15 protein-coding genes are annotated in these 14438 nt (G+C 70.1%); all 15 read right to left on the reverse strand.

The window, feature by feature from the left end; translation table 11 throughout:
* Positions 1–68: 68 nt before the first annotated feature.
* Complete coding sequence (locus ABII15_RS07445) at positions 69–719, reverse strand: ATP/GTP-binding protein (RefSeq protein WP_353941470.1); 651 nt, start codon at positions 717–719, stop codon at positions 69–71.
* Positions 700–1107 (reverse strand): DUF742 domain-containing protein, encoded by a 408-nt coding sequence (locus ABII15_RS07450; protein ID WP_353941471.1) that lies wholly within the window; start codon positions 1105–1107, stop codon positions 700–702. Before ABII15_RS07450 ends, ABII15_RS07445 begins: the two co-directional genes overlap by 20 nt.
* Complete coding sequence (locus ABII15_RS07455; protein WP_351445878.1) at positions 1104–1511, reverse strand: roadblock/LC7 domain-containing protein; 408 nt, start codon at positions 1509–1511, stop codon at positions 1104–1106. Before ABII15_RS07455 ends, ABII15_RS07450 begins: the two co-directional genes overlap by 4 nt.
* Positions 1508–3157 carry an ATP-binding protein gene (locus ABII15_RS07460; RefSeq protein WP_353941472.1) on the reverse strand — a complete coding sequence of 550 codons (1650 nt, stop codon included), beginning with the start codon at positions 3155–3157 and terminating at the stop codon, positions 1508–1510. The genes ABII15_RS07455 and ABII15_RS07460 overlap by 4 nt, the downstream gene beginning before the upstream one ends.
* 358 nt (positions 3158–3515) lie before the next feature.
* Positions 3516–6323 carry a DEAD/DEAH box helicase gene (locus ABII15_RS07465; RefSeq protein ID WP_353941473.1) on the reverse strand — a complete coding sequence of 936 codons (2808 nt, stop codon included), beginning with the start codon at positions 6321–6323 and terminating at the stop codon, positions 3516–3518.
* Positions 6324–6366: 43 nt separating this feature from the next.
* Positions 6367–7257 (reverse strand): diacylglycerol kinase, encoded by an 891-nt coding sequence (locus tag ABII15_RS07470; protein ID WP_353941475.1) that lies wholly within the window; start codon positions 7255–7257, stop codon positions 6367–6369.
* 42 nt (positions 7258–7299) lie between these two features.
* The gene (tatC, locus tag ABII15_RS07475) at positions 7300–8250 is read right to left on the reverse strand and encodes a twin-arginine translocase subunit TatC (protein ID WP_353941477.1); all 951 of its coding nucleotides are present in this window, start codon (positions 8248–8250) and stop codon (positions 7300–7302) included.
* Positions 8251–8311: 61 nt separating this feature from the next.
* Positions 8312–8602, reverse strand: coding sequence for a Sec-independent protein translocase subunit TatA (gene tatA, locus ABII15_RS07480; protein ID WP_353941479.1), 291 nt, complete (start codon positions 8600–8602; stop codon positions 8312–8314).
* Between the two features lie 255 nt (positions 8603–8857).
* The gene (locus ABII15_RS07485) at positions 8858–9055 is read right to left on the reverse strand and encodes a hypothetical protein (RefSeq protein WP_353941481.1); all 198 of its coding nucleotides are present in this window, start codon (positions 9053–9055) and stop codon (positions 8858–8860) included.
* A 9-nt stretch (positions 9056–9064) separates the two neighbouring features.
* Positions 9065–9334: a hypothetical protein gene (locus ABII15_RS07490; RefSeq protein WP_353946988.1), complete on the reverse strand. Its 270-nt coding sequence runs from the start codon at positions 9332–9334 to the stop codon at positions 9065–9067.
* Positions 9335–9401: 67 nt separating this feature from the next.
* Complete coding sequence (locus ABII15_RS07495) at positions 9402–10358, reverse strand: WYL domain-containing protein (RefSeq protein ID WP_353941483.1); 957 nt, start codon at positions 10356–10358, stop codon at positions 9402–9404.
* Between the two features lie 17 nt (positions 10359–10375).
* Positions 10376–11329 (reverse strand): WYL domain-containing protein, encoded by a 954-nt coding sequence (locus ABII15_RS07500; RefSeq protein WP_353941484.1) that lies wholly within the window; start codon positions 11327–11329, stop codon positions 10376–10378.
* A gap of 162 nt (positions 11330–11491) precedes the next feature.
* Positions 11492–11866 (reverse strand): FKBP-type peptidyl-prolyl cis-trans isomerase, encoded by a 375-nt coding sequence (locus tag ABII15_RS07505; RefSeq protein WP_353941485.1) that lies wholly within the window; start codon positions 11864–11866, stop codon positions 11492–11494.
* A gap of 61 nt (positions 11867–11927) precedes the next feature.
* Positions 11928–12938: an FKBP-type peptidyl-prolyl cis-trans isomerase gene (locus tag ABII15_RS07510; RefSeq protein ID WP_353941486.1), complete on the reverse strand. Its 1011-nt coding sequence runs from the start codon at positions 12936–12938 to the stop codon at positions 11928–11930.
* Between the two features lie 136 nt (positions 12939–13074).
* Entirely contained in the window at positions 13075–14436 is a 1362-nt protein-coding gene (gene pafA, locus ABII15_RS07515; RefSeq protein ID WP_026246688.1) for a Pup--protein ligase, read from the reverse strand.
* Between the last annotated feature and the right edge of the window lie 2 nt (positions 14437–14438).

Raw genomic sequence — 14438 nt, forward strand, 5'->3', positions numbered from 1 at the left:
GGAGGAGGCGTCACGGAAATCGCTCCGGTCGTTCGGTGGACTGGTCTGTCGGACGCGGGAGTTCGGGGTCAGGCGCGGTGCAGGGCCATCTCGTGGAGATAGCGCATCAGGGTCAGCAGCACATCGCGGCTGGAGGCCCGGCGGCGGGCGTCGCACTCGATGATCGGGACGTGCGGGTCCAGGTCGAGGGCGCTGCGCAGCTCCTCGGCGGGGTAGCGCGGGCCGTCCGGGAAGGCGTTGTTGGCGATGACGAACGGGACGCCGCGCTCCTCGAGGCGCCCGATCACGTCGAAGCTGACCTCCAGGCGGCGGGTGTCGATCAGGACGACGGCCCCGAGCGCGCCCTCGAACAGGCCGTTCCACAGGAACCAGAAGCGCTCCTGGCCCGGTGTGCCGAACAGGTAGAGCACGAGTTCGTCGGTGATCCTGATGCGGCCGAAGTCCATGGCCACGGTGGTGGCCGTCTTGGTCTCGGAGCCGTAGTTGTCGTCGACGCCGATGCCCGCCTGCGTCATGGTCTCCTCGGTGGTGAGCGGGCGGATCTCGCTGACCGATCCCACCATCGTGGTCTTGCCCACCCCGAACCCGCCGACGATCACGATCTTGACGGCCGAGGTGACCGTCTCGGGCATCCGGTCCTCGGCGCGCGGTCCGGGGATGTGCACGCCGCCGGGGGTGACGTCGGTGGCGGCCGCGTGCTCAGAGCTTCTGTAGTCCATGCATCACCGCTTCGAGGAGGGAACGGTCCGCGACGGCGCCCCGGATGACCGGCGCGCGGGCCTGGACCTGTTCGGCCGCGAGGAGTTCGCCGAGCAGCACGGTGACCACGCTGAACGGCAGATTGAGGTACGCCGAGATCTCGGCCGTGGACAGCGGCGTCCGGCACATCCGCAGGACGGCCGCCTGTTCGGGCCGCGTCGTCGGCTTCGGCTCGGTGCGGGCCACGATCAGGGTGACCAGGTCGAGCGGTGCGCGCTCGCCGCCGTCGGTGCCGCCGGTGATGACGTAGAGCCGCTCGAGTTCCTTGGGGTCCTGGGACGGCCCGGGCGAGCGCCGCTCGCGCCGCGGCGGTGGTTCTCGGTAGGGGGGCTGGGGCGGACGCGTCATACGGTCTGCCCGTTGCGTCGCGGCGGGCTGGTCAGGTGCGCGCCGATCCGGATGACCAGGTCGCGCATCTGGTGGCTGATCATGCCCGCGTCGACGAACTGGTTGGCGAGGACGGCGAGATAGGCGCCCTTGCCCGCGGCCATCAGATAGAAGAAGCCGGCGTCGACCTCGATGATGACCATGTTCATCTTGCCGCTGGACTCGGGGATCTCCGTGGCGACCGCGGAGGCGAGGGACTGGAGTCCGGCACAGGCGGCGGCGATCCGGTCGGCGGCGTCGGGGTCGCCGCCGTAGCGGGCGATGCGCAGTCCGTCGGCGGACAGCACGACCACCTGCTGCACGTTCGCCACACTGTCGGCGAGCTCCTTGAGCATCCAGTCGAAGTTGGCGCGTTGCTGGATCACTGACGGTCTCCCTCGTCGACCTGCTGGTTGTACGCGTCGTCGTGCGGCTTCTCGGCGGCCTCACCGGGCCCGTGGGCCTCGGCGCCGTCATCGGGTTTCAGCCCGTTCATGAACGCCTCGACCCACAGGCCGGGTTCGGGCTGCTCCGGTTTGTCCTGCTCGGGCTTGTCGTGCTCCGGCTCCACGGACGGGGTGACGGGCGCGGTGCCGTACTCGTGCGTCCCGGGCGGCGGCATGGAGAGGTCGGGGTTGCGCGGCGTCACGATGATCTGGTTCTCGATGATCTTCGTGTCGACCTTCCTGCGGCGCTGCGGGAGCCCGTTGGCCCGCCATTCGGTGACCACCGGGACGTCGTCCTCCATCGCGAGGAGCGGGGCGGAGGGGCGCGGACCCGTGGTGGGGCGGCGGGTCTTCTTCAGCCGCGGCTCTTCCTTGATCGGAACGCCGTTGTGGTCGACGCGCGGCACGGCGGTGGCGCCGATGCCGTGGGCGAGGCCGGGCGCGGGCTCGCTGCTCATCATGTCGCGCGGGACGACGAGCACGGCGCGCACACCGCCGTACGCGGACTGGCGCAGCGAGATCTGCATGTCGTACATGGAGCAGAGCCGGCCGACGATGGACAGGCCGAGGCGCGGGTTCTCGCCGAGGTCGTTGAGGTCGACGCCGGCCTGGGCGCGGTCCAGCATGCGCTCGACCCGGGCCCGCTGCTCCTCGCCGAGGCTGACGCCGCCGTCCTCGATCTCGATGGCGACGCCGGTCTGCACCTCGACCGCGGTGACGTGCACCCGGGTCTGCGGCGGCGAGTAGCGGGTGGCGTTGTCGAGCAGTTCGGCGACGGCGTGGATCAGCGGCTCGACGGAGATGCCCTTGATGGCGATGTCGCAGATGGCATGCAGGTCGATGCGCGGGTACTCCAGGATGCGCGACATGGCGCCGCGCAGCACGCTGTAGAGCTTGACCGGCTTGGGCCACTGGCGGCCGGGGCGGGCGCCGCCGAGGACGGTGACGGAGTCGGCGAGCCGGCCGATCAGGGCCGTGCCGTGGTCGATGCGCAGGAGGTCGTCGAAGACCTCGGGGTTGCGGCCGTGGTCCTCCTCCATCTCGCGGAGTTCCTGGGCCTGCTTGTGCACGATGGCCTGGACGCGGCGGGCGATGGAGACGAACGCGCGCTGGGCCGCGTCGTTCGCCGCCGCCTCGCGGTCGATCTCCTTGAGGCAGGCGCTGATCAGCGCGCGCTCACCGCGGGTGACGTCACGGAAGGCGGGCTCGGAGTCGCAGGTGTTGCGGACCGCGTCCACGGGGTTGTCACCGGTGCGCAGCCGGTAGAGGGCGTGCGGCAGGACATCCTTGGCGACCCGCATCGTGCGGTGTTCCTGGTCGGCGATCCGGTGCTCCAACTCGGCCACGTGGTGGGCGAACTGGGCGCGCTGCTCCCGCAGGAGGCGGCCGCGGCGCACGACCTCCGCCGCGACGGCCACCACCAGGAGCGTGCCGAGGGCGCCGCACAGGGCGACGGCGAGCCGCGCGGGCTCCGTGACCAGGGCGACGGCCGCTCCGGTGGCGGCGGCCATGACCATCGCGGGCAGCAACAGCACGCGTGTGTAGGGGACTTCTCGGCCACCGGGAGGCGATTGAACACTCACCATGTATGCCCTCTGAACGGTCGTATCGGGGAAGTTTGCGACGGTTCGTCGTGTTGCTCGGCTTGTCGTTCCCTGAATCAATGCGAACCATCGGCGCACACGGGAACAAGCGGCCGAATTCATCTCAACCCGGCGCGCTGCGGGCGAGCTTAGTCGCGCCGGATCATCGCCGGGTCATATTCCGCAAGGGCCTGAAATCGGCTCCCCGAGAGGAATACACTCCCCCCATTTACACGCTCAGCTGTCATTCGCACACATGGAGTGAAGGCGTCCGCCTGTCCTCATCCCCGGTGCCGCACACGGCTGAGGGCGCCGCCCGCAGTGGACGACGCCCTCCCTCACACCTGCGACGAGGCGCGGCTCACCCCACCGACGAGTACGCCACCACCCCGCGCAGCACGGCATCCACGGCCTTGCGGGCATTGCGCGACACGGTGGAGCCCTCCCTGGGAGCCGCCGCCGCGATCTGCCCCAGCACATCGATCACCTGCTTGCACCAGCGGACGAAGTCGCCGGCCGGCATCTCGGCCTCCCGCAGCACCTCGTCGAGCCCCTTGCCCGAGGCCCACTGGTAGACGGCCCAGGCGAACCCGAGATCGGGCTCCCGCTGGCCGACGCCCTCCGCCTGGTTGATCCGGAAGTCCTCCTCCAGCGCGTCGAGCCGCCCCCAGATCCGCACCATCTCGCCGAGCGCGGCCTTGGCCTTGCCCGAGGGCACCTTGGGCGCGAGCGCGTCGTCGCCGACCCGCGCCTCGAACACCAACGCGGAGACGCACGCGGCGAGTTCGGCCGGGTCCAGGTCCTCCCAGACCCGGTCCCGCAGGCACTCGCTGGCGAGCAGATCGAGCTCACCGTAGAGCCGCGCGAGCCGCTTGCCGTGCTCGGTGACCTCGTCGCCGCGCAGATAGTCCATCTCGGTCAGCAGCTTCACGATGCGGTCGAAGGTTCGCGCGATCGTGTTGGTCCGCCCCTCGATGCGCCGCTCCAGCTGCTCGGTGTCCCGGCGCAGCCGGTGATACCGCTCGGCCCAGCGGGCGTGGTCCTCCCGCTCGTCGCAGCCGTGGCACGGGTGGGCCCGCAGCTCGGTGCGGAGCCGGGCGATCTCCCGGTCGTCGGCGGCGGGGGCGCGGCCCTTGCGGTGCCGGTCGGGCACGATGTGCCCGGCCTTGGTCCGCAGCGCCGAGGCGAGGTCCCGCCGCGACTGCGGGGAGCGCGGATTGAACGACTTCGGGATCCGCATCCGCTCCAGCGCCTCCACGGGCACCGGGAAGTCCATCGAGGCGAGCCGCTTGACCTGGCGCTCCGCGGTCAGCACCAGGGGGCGCGGGCCGTCGTGGTGCTCGAACCCGCGGTGCCCGTTGGACCGGCCGGCCGGCAGCCCCGGGTCGAGCACGAGCGCGAGGCCCGCGAACTTCCCCGTCGGCACGTGGATCACGTCGCCGGGCTTGAGCTTCTCCAGCGCGGCGGCGGCCTGCGCCCGGCGCTGCGCGGCGCCCTGCTTGGCCAGCTCGGTCTCCCGGTCCTTCAGCTCGCGGCGCAGCCGCGCGTACTCCTCGAAGTCGCCGAGGTGACAGGTCATCGAGGCCTGGTAGCCCTCCAGGCCCTCCTCGTTCCTCTGCACCTGCCGGGAGATCCCGACGACCGACTTGTCGGCCTGGAACTGGGCGAACGACGTCTCCAGGAGTTCGCGCGAGCGGTGCCGCCCGAACTGCTCGACCAGATTGACCGCCATGTTGTACGACGGCTTGAAGCTGGAGCGCAGCGGATAGGTGCGCGTCCCCGCGAGACCCGCCAGGTGCTCGGGGCTGAAACCGCGCTGCCACAGCACCACGGCGTGGCCCTCGACGTCGATGCCGCGCCGCCCGGCCCGCCCGGTCAGCTGCGTGTACTCGCCCGGGGTGATGTCGGCGTGCTGCTCGCCGTTCCACTTCACGAGCTTCTCCAGGACCACCGAGCGGGCCGGCATGTTGATGCCGAGCGCCAGGGTCTCCGTGGCGAAGACCGCCTTGACCAGGCCGCGCACGAACAGCTCCTCGACGACCTCCTTGAAGGTCGGCAGCATGCCGGCGTGGTGGGCGGCGATCCCGCGCTCCAGCCCCTCGAGCCACTCGTAGTAGCCCAGGACGTGCAGGTCCTCGTCCGGGATGGAGGCGGTGCGCTCCTCGACGATCTCCCGGACTCTGGCCCGCGCCTCCTCGTCGTTCAGCCGCAGGCCCGCGTACAGGCACTGCTGCACGGCGGCCTCGCAGGCCGCCCGGCTGAAGATGAAGGTGATCGCGGGGAGCAGTCCTTCGGAGTCGAGCCGCTCGATGACCTCGGGCCGTCCCGGCGTCCAGATCCGGGAGCGCTGCCGGCGCTCCCGCTCGCGGTCGGCCTCCCGCATGTTCCGCCCGCGCTTGCGGTCCTGGTACGAGGGGCGGCTGGCCTCCATCCGCGCCATGCGCGTGAGGTCGGGGTTGACGGCCTTCTTGCTGCCCTCGCCCTCCTCGAAGAGGTCGTACATCCGGCGCCCGGCGAGCACGTGCTGGAACAGCGGTACGGGCCGGTGCTCGGAGACGATCACCTCGGTGTCGCCGCGCACGGTGTCGAGCCAGTCGCCGAACTCCTCCGCGTTCGACACCGTCGCCGACAGGGAGACCAGGGTGACCGACTCCTGGAGGTGGATGATCACCTCTTCCCAGACGGCGCCCCGGAAGCGGTCGGAGAGGTAGTGCACCTCGTCCATGACCACGTAGCCGAGATTGATCAGCGCCTGGGAGCCCGCGTACAGCATGTTCCGCAGCACTTCGGTGGTCATGACGACCACCGGCGCGTCGCTGTTCACGCTGTTGTCGCCGGTCAGCAGGCCGACCTTGTCCGCGCCGTAGCGCTTCGCGAGGTCCTGGTACTTCTGGTTCGACAGCGCCTTGATGGGTGTCGTGTAGAAGCACTTCTTGCCCTGCTGGAGGGCGAGGTGCACGGCGAACTCGCCGACGATCGTCTTGCCTGAGCCGGTGGGCGCGGCCACCAGGACACCCTTGCCCGCCTCCAGTGCCTGACACGCCTCGATCTGGAAGGGGTCGAGACCGAAGTCGTACATCTCGCGGAAGGAAGCTAGCGCGGTGGCCTGCTCGACGGCCCGCTTACGGGCTGCCGCATACCGCTCGGCCGGTGAGAGGTCCTCTGTCATCGTGCTTTCGAGCCTACCGGCCACCACCGACAACGGACGATCATTATCCGGTAAGGACCCGCACGGCTCCGGACACGCACTCCGCGACCAGCGGCAACGCCCCGACGGGCTCGCCGTCCGCGTACCCCGTGATGGCGTCCGCGGCCAGCTCCACCCGCGCCGCCCGGTACACACTGACCACGGGATGCGTCAGATGCGTCCCCTTGTACACGCGCGGGAAGACGCGCAGCAGGGTCGCCCGGGAGCAGTCGCCGACGACGGTCACGTCGAAGAGCCCGTCGTCCATCGCGGCGTCGGCGCAGATCCGCATGCCGCCGCCGTACGAGGTTCCGTTGCCGACCGCGACGAGGGTGGCGTCGATCTCCCGCACGGCCCCGTCGTCCAGGGTGAGCCGGAACCGGGTCGGCTTGAAGGCGGCCAGTTCGAGGCCGATCGCCAGGTCGTACTTGAAGCGGCCGAGCGGCAGCCGCATCCGGTTGCCGCGGTCGTTGACCCGGGAGTCGAAGCCGGAGGCGAGCACGGTGCCGAACCAGTGGTCGCCGATCCGGCCGAGGTCGATCTCCCGTATCCGCTCCTGCTTCAGCGCGTGGGCGACCAGCGCGCCCGCCACGGCCGGCTCGCGGATCGGCAGCCCGAGCGAGCGCGCGAAGTCGTTGCCGGTGCCGACCGCGACGACGCCGAGCGGCGTGCCCGTCCCGGCGACCGCCTGCAGCGCGAGATTCACCAGGCCGTCCCCGCCGACGGCGACGAGCGCGCCGGTTCCCTCCCGCACGGCGGCTCGCGCGCGTGCCAGGGCGTCGGGCGCGTCCTCCCCGATGACGCTCCGTACGGAGAACCCGGCGGCCCGCAACGCGGAAGCGGCCGGCTGCGCAGCGCCTGCGCCCCGGCCGCGTCCCGCGGTGGGATTGACGAAGAGGGTGATCTCACTGCTCACGGCCGGACCTTAACAACCGTCCCGTCGCGAACAGGAGTTGCCTCAGGTCACATCGTCGTAACCGTTGACCCGGTCCGTCGTCGTCTGCTCGGGCAGCGGGGTCCGGCTCGCGCTCACGCTCTCGACGTCACCGACCCGCTCGGGGGTCAGGTCGAGGTCGGAGGCCTCGTCGTCGTCGAGGTCCGCGTCCGGGTTGTTGCGCCGCCTGCGTCGGTCGTTGAGCAGCGAGAAGATCGTCGCCGCGAAGTACAGCACCCAGATCGGGGCGGCCAGCGCCATCATCGACAGCGGGTCCGTGCTGGGCGTGGCGACCGCCGCGAAGACCGTGATGCCCATGATCATCGCCCGCCACCAGCCGAGCATGCGCTTGCCCGTGATGGCCCCGATGAGGTTGAGGAACACCAGCAGCAGCGGCAGCTCGAAGGAGAGGCCGAAGACGATCACCATGCGCGTCACGAGGTCGAGCAGGTCGTCGAGGGGCAGCAGGTTGGACGCGTTGCCCGGGGTGAAGCCGATCAGCACCTTCGCCGTGGTGGGCAGTACCGCGTACGCGAAGTAGGCGCCGGCCAGGAACAGCGGGACGCCGGTGCCCACGAACCCGTAGGCGTACTTCTTCTCGTGCTTGTGCAGTCCGGGCGCGATGAAGCCCCACAGCTGGTACAGCCAGACCGGCGAGGCGAACACGATGCCCGCCATCAGCGAGATCTTCAGGGCCAGCGTGAAGGGGGCCAGCAGACCGTTGATGGTGATTTCCGCGCAGGGCTCTTTCTTCACCTGAGCCAACTGCGAGAACGTCTGCTCACATCCGACCGAGTCGAGGATCGGCTTGGTGATCAGATCGATGATGTCGTCGTAGAAGAACGCGGCGACGATCGTGATGGCGACAACGGCGAGCAGCGCCTTCGCCAGCCGGTTGCGAAGCTCACGCAGGTGATCCGCGAGCGGCATCCGCCCCTCGGGGTCCTTCTCCTGCTTGCGGGCAGTCTTGAGCAACCCACGTCCTCATCTCGTGCGGCAGGCCGCCGAGACGGGGCGGCCTTGGGTCAGCTCTTGATCAGCTCTTCGTCGTGTTCGTCGGCTCGGTCACCGGACGCGAGCTGGTGACGTCGCCGGGAGCGGCCTGGATGGTGCGCGCGGCCTGGCCCTGCTCGTCCTGGACCGGCGGGTCGGACGGAGCGGCGGCGTTGGTGTTGCCCTCGCTCTTCATCGCCTTGGCCTCGCTCTTGAGGATGCGGGCGGACTTGCCCAGCGAGCGCGCCATGTCCGGAAGCTTCTTCGCGCCGAACAGCAGGATGATGACGACAAGGATCAGGATGATCTCAGGTGCGCCGAGCTTTCCGAACATATCCGTTACCTTCTCACTGAGGCGGCAGGGGCGGGTCTGCCGGTTCCGATCGGACTTCGGACTGTTGTCCGACCACCGTTCTGGCAGCGATCGTATCCCGTGGGGGTAAACAGGGGGCAATCCCTCTGCGTACTCCCCGTTGCGGCCCGCGCCTCACTTCTGGGTCGCGTTAAGGAGCGTACCCGGCCGACCTGGCAGCCCGACAGGCCACAGTGGTAAAGCGGTTTCCATGAGGCCCCGCGGTGTTCCGGGACGTCAGACCGTGTCGCCGCCCGCCCGTGCCGCGCTGACCGCGGCCTGCTCCAGTTCCTCGGCGGCCCGGTTGATCTGTCGCGTGGTGGCGGCGACTTGGCTCCCCAGCCGCTCCGCCTCGACGAACACTTTCACCGCGAAGAAGGCGAGCACAGCAAGCCCCGCGAAACCCACGGCCACCGACACCATCGCCCAGAACATGCGCCGAGCCTAGACGGTCTGGTGGAGGCGGAGGGTGCGCACCCCGCCGCCGGTGAGGAGTTCGACGATCCGCTCACCGGCGGGCTTGCGCACCGCGGCCTCGCACTCGGGGCAGGTGAAGGAGTAGAAGGTGGTGCGGCGGCTGCCGCCGATCGCCAACCGGATGGCGGACGCGTCGAGTTCGAAGCTGGCGCGGCAGTCCGGGCACGCGGCGCGGAAGACGACGGCGGCGGGGCCGTCGACCACGGCGGACATCCGGGTGATTCCGGCCACATCCATCGTCCCGGTCATTTCCCCCACCTCGTGCCTTCCATCCGTTCGAGCCGTACGAGCCGTTCCGGCCCGCTCACGCCGCCCCGTCGTACGCGGCCAGCGCCTCCCGGGCCGCGTCCCGCGCGCTGTCCGCGAGTTCGGCGGGGGCCACGATGTGCCCGTCCCGGCCGAGCCGCAGCGCGAGCCGGCGCAGCGACGAGGGGTCCGGCGTGCGCAGCGTGATCCGCAGACCACCGTCCGCCAACTCCTCGGCGCTGTCGTGCGGGTAGTACTCGGCGACCCAGCGTCCGCCGGGCCCGACCTCGATCACGACCTCCGGGTCCTCGGCGGCGGGCTGCACGAGCCCCTCGGAGAGGTCGCGCAGTTCGATCTCCGGCGGCGCCGACGCCTCGTCGAGGATCCTGATCTCGGCGACCCGGTCGAGCCGGAACGTGCGCCGCGCCTCCGACCTGCGGCACCACGCCTCTACGTAGGTGTGGCCGACGGAGACGAGCCGGATCGGATCGATCTCGCGCTCGGTGACCTCGTCGCGGGCGGGCGAGTAGTAGCGGATCCACAGCCGGCGCCGCTCGGAGATCGCCCGGTCGACGTCGGCGAAGACACCGCCCTCGGACTCGAAGGTGACGCTGAGCCGCGCGCTGGCACCGGCCACCTCGCCGGCCGCCGCCTCCAGCTTCGCGGTCGCGCGCAGCAGGGCGAGCCGGTCGCCCTCGCGCAGCCCGGGGAGCGTGGCCACCGCGCGTGCGGCCACCAGCAGGGCGGTCGCCTCGTCGGCGGAGATCCGCAGCGCCGCGGCGACGTCGTCCGGGTTGTGCCACCAGATGCGGTCGCCGTCGGTGTCGATGTCGAGGAGGTCACCGCCGCGGAAGCTCGTCCCGCACAGCGGCAGCACGTCCAGGTCGGAGATCAGCTCGTCCTGGGTGATGCCGAAGGCCCGGGCCACGTCCTCCACACGCGCGCCGGGGCGCTCGCGCAGGTACGTCACGAGGGACAGCATCCGCCGGGTCTGGTCGATGGCGTTGGCAGCCATGGTTCTCCGTACTCCCCTCAGCCCTTGGCCACGGCGCGCAGCCGGTCGACGACGTCGGCCCGCAGCTCGGCCGGTTCGAGCACCACGACGTCCGGCCCGAACTCCACGAGCCAGGCGTCGAGCCCGTGCCCGTACGGAATCTCCAGCTCGTCCCAGCCGTCGCCCAGCGCGCGGACGGACGAGGCCTTGGCGCGCAGCGGATAGCCGGCGTCCGCGCGCAGCCTGATCAGCGCGGAGCGGTCGGCGGTCTCGCCCGCCCAGCCCGCGACGGTCTCGCGGACGGTGACGACGTCCGGCACCGGCGCCGTGAACTGTCCGGCGCGCGAGCGCACCTTGCCGGTGATCCGCGACAGCCGGAAGACCCGCTCGGCCTGCCGGTCGCGGTCCCAGCCCGCCAGGTACCAGTGGCCGCGCCAGCACTCGAGCGCCCACGGCTCGACATGCCGTTGCTCGGGCCGGGCGGCGGTCGCCTTGCGGTAGTCGAAGACGACGGGGCGCCGGTCGCGGCAGGCCAGCATCAGCGGTTCGAAGGACGCCTCGTGCGCGGGAATGCGGGGTTCCAGCGCGCCGTGGCTCTCGTAGGGGTCGACGTCCTCGGGCATCCCGGCGGCGCGCAGCTTCTGCAGGGCGCCGCTGGCGGCACCGGCGAGGCGGGCCTGCTGCCACACCTTGGCGGCGAGCCCGAGGGCCGCGGCCTCCTCGGCGTCGAGGGTGAGCGGCGGCAGGTGGTTGCTGTCGCGGCGGGCCAGATAGCCGACCTCGCCGTCCAGGTTCTCCACGGTCTCGATGACCAGGCCGAGCTCGCGCAGGTCGTCCTTGTCGCGCTCGAACATGCGGTTGAAGGAGTCGTCGCTGCCGGCTTCCAGGTAGGCCTCGATGGAGCCGCGCAGCTCGCGCTTGCTGAGCGGGCGGCGCGTCCCGAGCAGACACAGCGCCAGATTCATCAGCCGCTCGGCCTTGGCAATCGCCATCGACGCCCTTTCCCCTGGTGTTTTCCCCGTGGTCCCCGTAAAGCTCCCGACGGACGACCGTACCGCCCCGGGGTGTCGTGACAAAAGCCAGGGGCAGAGCAAGAGCCCGTGCCATCAGGCACGGGCTCTTTGGTGACCGCTTGTGGTCGTCGGGTGACCGACTCAGACGGAGACCAGGTCGCAGACGAAGATCAGCGTCTCGCCGGGGGCGATCCGGCCGCCGCCCGCGCCACGGTCGCCGTACGCGAGGTGCGCCGGGATGGTCAGCTCGCGACGGCCGCCGACCTTCATGCCCTGCACGCCCTTGTCCCAGCCGGCGATGACCTGGCCGGCACCGAGCTGGAACTGCAGCGGGGTGCCGCGGTTCCAGGAGGCGTCGAACTCCTCGCCGGAACTGAAGGCCACGCCCACGTAGTGGACGGAGACGGTGTCGCCCGCCTTCGCCTCGGCGCCCTCGCCCTCCCAGATGTCCTTGATCTGGAGGTCCGCCGGCGGCTCGCCTACGGGGAAGTCGACCTCGGGCTTGTCGATGCTCACGTGAATTGCTCCTGCTTGTTGGCTGTTGGGCAACCGGGTCAGTCTGCCATCACAGGACGGGTCAGTGCGCCGAGAGGATGTCGACGACGAAGACCAGCGTCGAATTGGCCGGCAGCGTCTTGCCCTGGTCCTTGCTGCCGTAGGCCTGGTCGGCGGGGATCACCAGGAGCACCCGGTCGCCGACGTGCTTGCCGACGATGCCGGTGTCCCAGCCCTTGATGACCTGGCCCTGGCCGATGGTCGTCGAGAAGGGCTGGCCGCCGCGGTTCCAGGAGGAGTCGAACAGGGCGGCCTTCGCCTTGCCCTCGTTCTGCTTCCAGACCGCGCCGCTGTACTGCATGCTCACGCTCTGGCCGCTCTTGATCTCGGCGCCCTTGCCCTTGATCAGCACCTGGTCGACCAGCTTCTTCGGCGGGTCGTTCTTCGGCACGGAGATCGTGGCCGGGGCTTCCTCGTCGGCCTTGATCTGCGGCAGGTTCGACGGAATGGCGGCCTGGGTGCCCTCGACCTTCTTGGGCTCCACCTTCTTCACGTCCACGGCGAAGACCAGCGTGTCCTTGGCCGAGACGCCGAACTGCGGGTTGCCCTGGCTGCCGAAGCCCGCGGCCGGCGGGGCCACGACGAGGACGCGGCTGCCCTCCTTCTGGCCCACGACGGCGTCGGCGAACGCCGGGAACTGGCCGGCGGCACCCGCGGTGACGAGCTGGTCACCGCCGCCCTTCGCGCCGTAGGTCGAGCCGAGGTCCTTGGCGCCCTTCCAGATCTTGCCGGTGTAGTTGAACGACACCAGGTCGTTCTTCTTCACCGTGGCACCGCTGCCCTCGGAGACCGTGTGCACGACGAACTTGTCGCTCGGGTCGCTCTTGGGCAGCGTGATCGTGGCCGTCTTGCCGTACGCGCCCGAGACCTTCGGCATCGGGTCCGCGGTGTCGACCGGCTTGGGCACGGCGGTGGACTGCGCGGAGGAGTCCGCCTTGTCCGCGGCGTCCTTCTTGCCGTCGTCGCTGCCGCAGGCGGTCGCGGTCAGCGCCAGTGCCGGCACGATCAGTAGAGCTGCAAGTCGGCGTCGCACAGGGATCCTCAGGTCGCTCGGATACGGTCCGGCCACTGTAGGCCCTCGCTCACCGTTTCCAAGAGCGCGGAAGGGCCTCGTACGAATGATTCGTACGAGGCCCCGGGGTGGATCGGGCGCGTGTGCGACCGGTCACCTACATCCCCGCGATCAGCTTCTCCACCCGGTCGTCCACGCTGCGGAACGGGTCCTTGCACAGCACCGTGCGCTGCGCCTGGTCGTTCAGCTTCAGGTGCACCCAGTCGACCGTGAAGTCACGGCGCTGCTCCTGGGCCCGGCGGATGAAGTCGCCGCGCAGCCGCGCGCGCGTGGTCTGCGGCGGCACCGACTTGCCCTCGAAGATCTTCAGGTCGTTGCAGATCCTCGTGGCCTGGCCCTTCTTCTCCAGGAGGTAGTAGAGCCCACGACGGCGGTGGATGTCGTGGTAGGCGAGGTCGATCTGCGCGACCCTCGGGTGCGACATGGTCATGTTGTGCTTGGCCCGGTACCGCTCGATGAGCTTGTACTTCATGACCCAGTCGATCTCGGTGCCGATGCGGTCGAGGTCCTCCGCCTCGATCGCGTCGAGCGTGCGGCCCCACAGCTCCAGGACCTGGTCGACGGTGCCGGTGCGGATGCCCCGACGCTCCACGAAGTCGACGGCCTTCTCGTAGTACTCGCGCTGGACCTCCAGCGCCGAGGCCTCGCGGCCGCTGGCGAGGCGGACCTTGCGGCGGCCCGTGATGTCGTGGCTGACCTCGCGGATGGCCCGGATCGGGTTCTCCAGGGTCAGGTCGCGCATCACCGTGCCCGCCTCGATCATGCGCAGCACGAGGTCGGTGGCGCCGACCTTGAGGAGCATGGTCGTCTCGGACATGTTCGAGTCGCCGACGATGACGTGCAGCCTGCGGTAGCGCTCGGCGTCCGCGTGCGGCTCGTCGCGGGTGTTGATGATCGGCCGGGAGCGGGTCGTCGCGGAGCTGACGCCCTCCCAGATGTGCTCGGCGCGCTGACTGACGCAGTACACGGCACCGCGCGGTGTCTGCAGCACCTTGCCCGCGCCGCACAGCAACTGACGCGTGACCAGGAACGGAATGAGAATGTCCGCGAGTCGCGAGAACTCCCCGTGCCGCGCCACCAGGTAATTCTCGTGGCAGCCGTAGGAGTTGCCGGCCGAGTCGGTGTTGTTCTTGAACAGGTATACGTCGCCTGCGATGCCCTCCTCGTGCAGACGGCGCTCTGCGTCGACGAGCAAGCCTTCGAGAATGCGCTCGCCTGCTTTGTCGTGGGTGACCAGCTCGGTCACGTTGTCACATTCGGGAGTTGCGTATTCCGGATGCGATCCCACGTCCAGATAGAGGCGGGCGCCGTTCCGCAGAAAGACATTGCTGCTGCGGCCCCATGACACGACACGGCGGAAGAGGTACCGCGCCACCTCGTCAGGAGACAGGCGGCGCTGTCCCCTGAACGTACATGTGACGCCGTACTCGTTCTCCAGCCCGAAAATGCGGCGGTCCATGA

Origin of the sequence: Streptomyces sp. HUAS MG91 (assembly GCF_040529335.1) — a bacterium.
GTDB classification, from domain to species: domain Bacteria; phylum Actinomycetota; class Actinomycetes; order Streptomycetales; family Streptomycetaceae; genus Streptomyces; species Streptomyces tabacisoli.

Excerpts from the sequence above, each read along its gene's own strand:
- ABII15_RS07445 (WP_353941470.1), bottom strand. The coding sequence starts at position 719 with ATGGACTACAGAAGCTCTGAGCACGCGGCCGCCACCGACGTCACCCCC.
- ABII15_RS07450 (WP_353941471.1), bottom strand. The coding sequence starts at position 1,107 with ATGACGCGTCCGCCCCAGCCCCCCTACCGAGAACCACCGCCGCGGCGC.
- ABII15_RS07460 (WP_353941472.1), bottom strand. The coding sequence starts at position 3,157 with ATGGTGAGTGTTCAATCGCCTCCCGGTGGCCGAGAAGTCCCCTACACA.
- ABII15_RS07465 (WP_353941473.1), bottom strand. The coding sequence starts at position 6,323 with ATGACAGAGGACCTCTCACCGGCCGAGCGGTATGCGGCAGCCCGTAAG.
- tatA (WP_353941479.1), bottom strand. The coding sequence starts at position 8,602 with ATGTTCGGAAAGCTCGGCGCACCTGAGATCATCCTGATCCTTGTCGTC.
- ABII15_RS07485 (WP_353941481.1), bottom strand. The coding sequence starts at position 9,055 with ATGTTCTGGGCGATGGTGTCGGTGGCCGTGGGTTTCGCGGGGCTTGCT.
- ABII15_RS07490 (WP_353946988.1), bottom strand. The coding sequence starts at position 9,334 with ATGGATGTGGCCGGAATCACCCGGATGTCCGCCGTGGTCGACGGCCCC.
- ABII15_RS07495 (WP_353941483.1), bottom strand. The coding sequence starts at position 10,358 with ATGGCTGCCAACGCCATCGACCAGACCCGGCGGATGCTGTCCCTCGTG.
- ABII15_RS07500 (WP_353941484.1), bottom strand. The coding sequence starts at position 11,329 with ATGGCGATTGCCAAGGCCGAGCGGCTGATGAATCTGGCGCTGTGTCTG.
- pafA (WP_026246688.1), bottom strand. The coding sequence starts at position 14,436 with ATGGACCGCCGCATTTTCGGGCTGGAGAACGAGTACGGCGTCACATGT.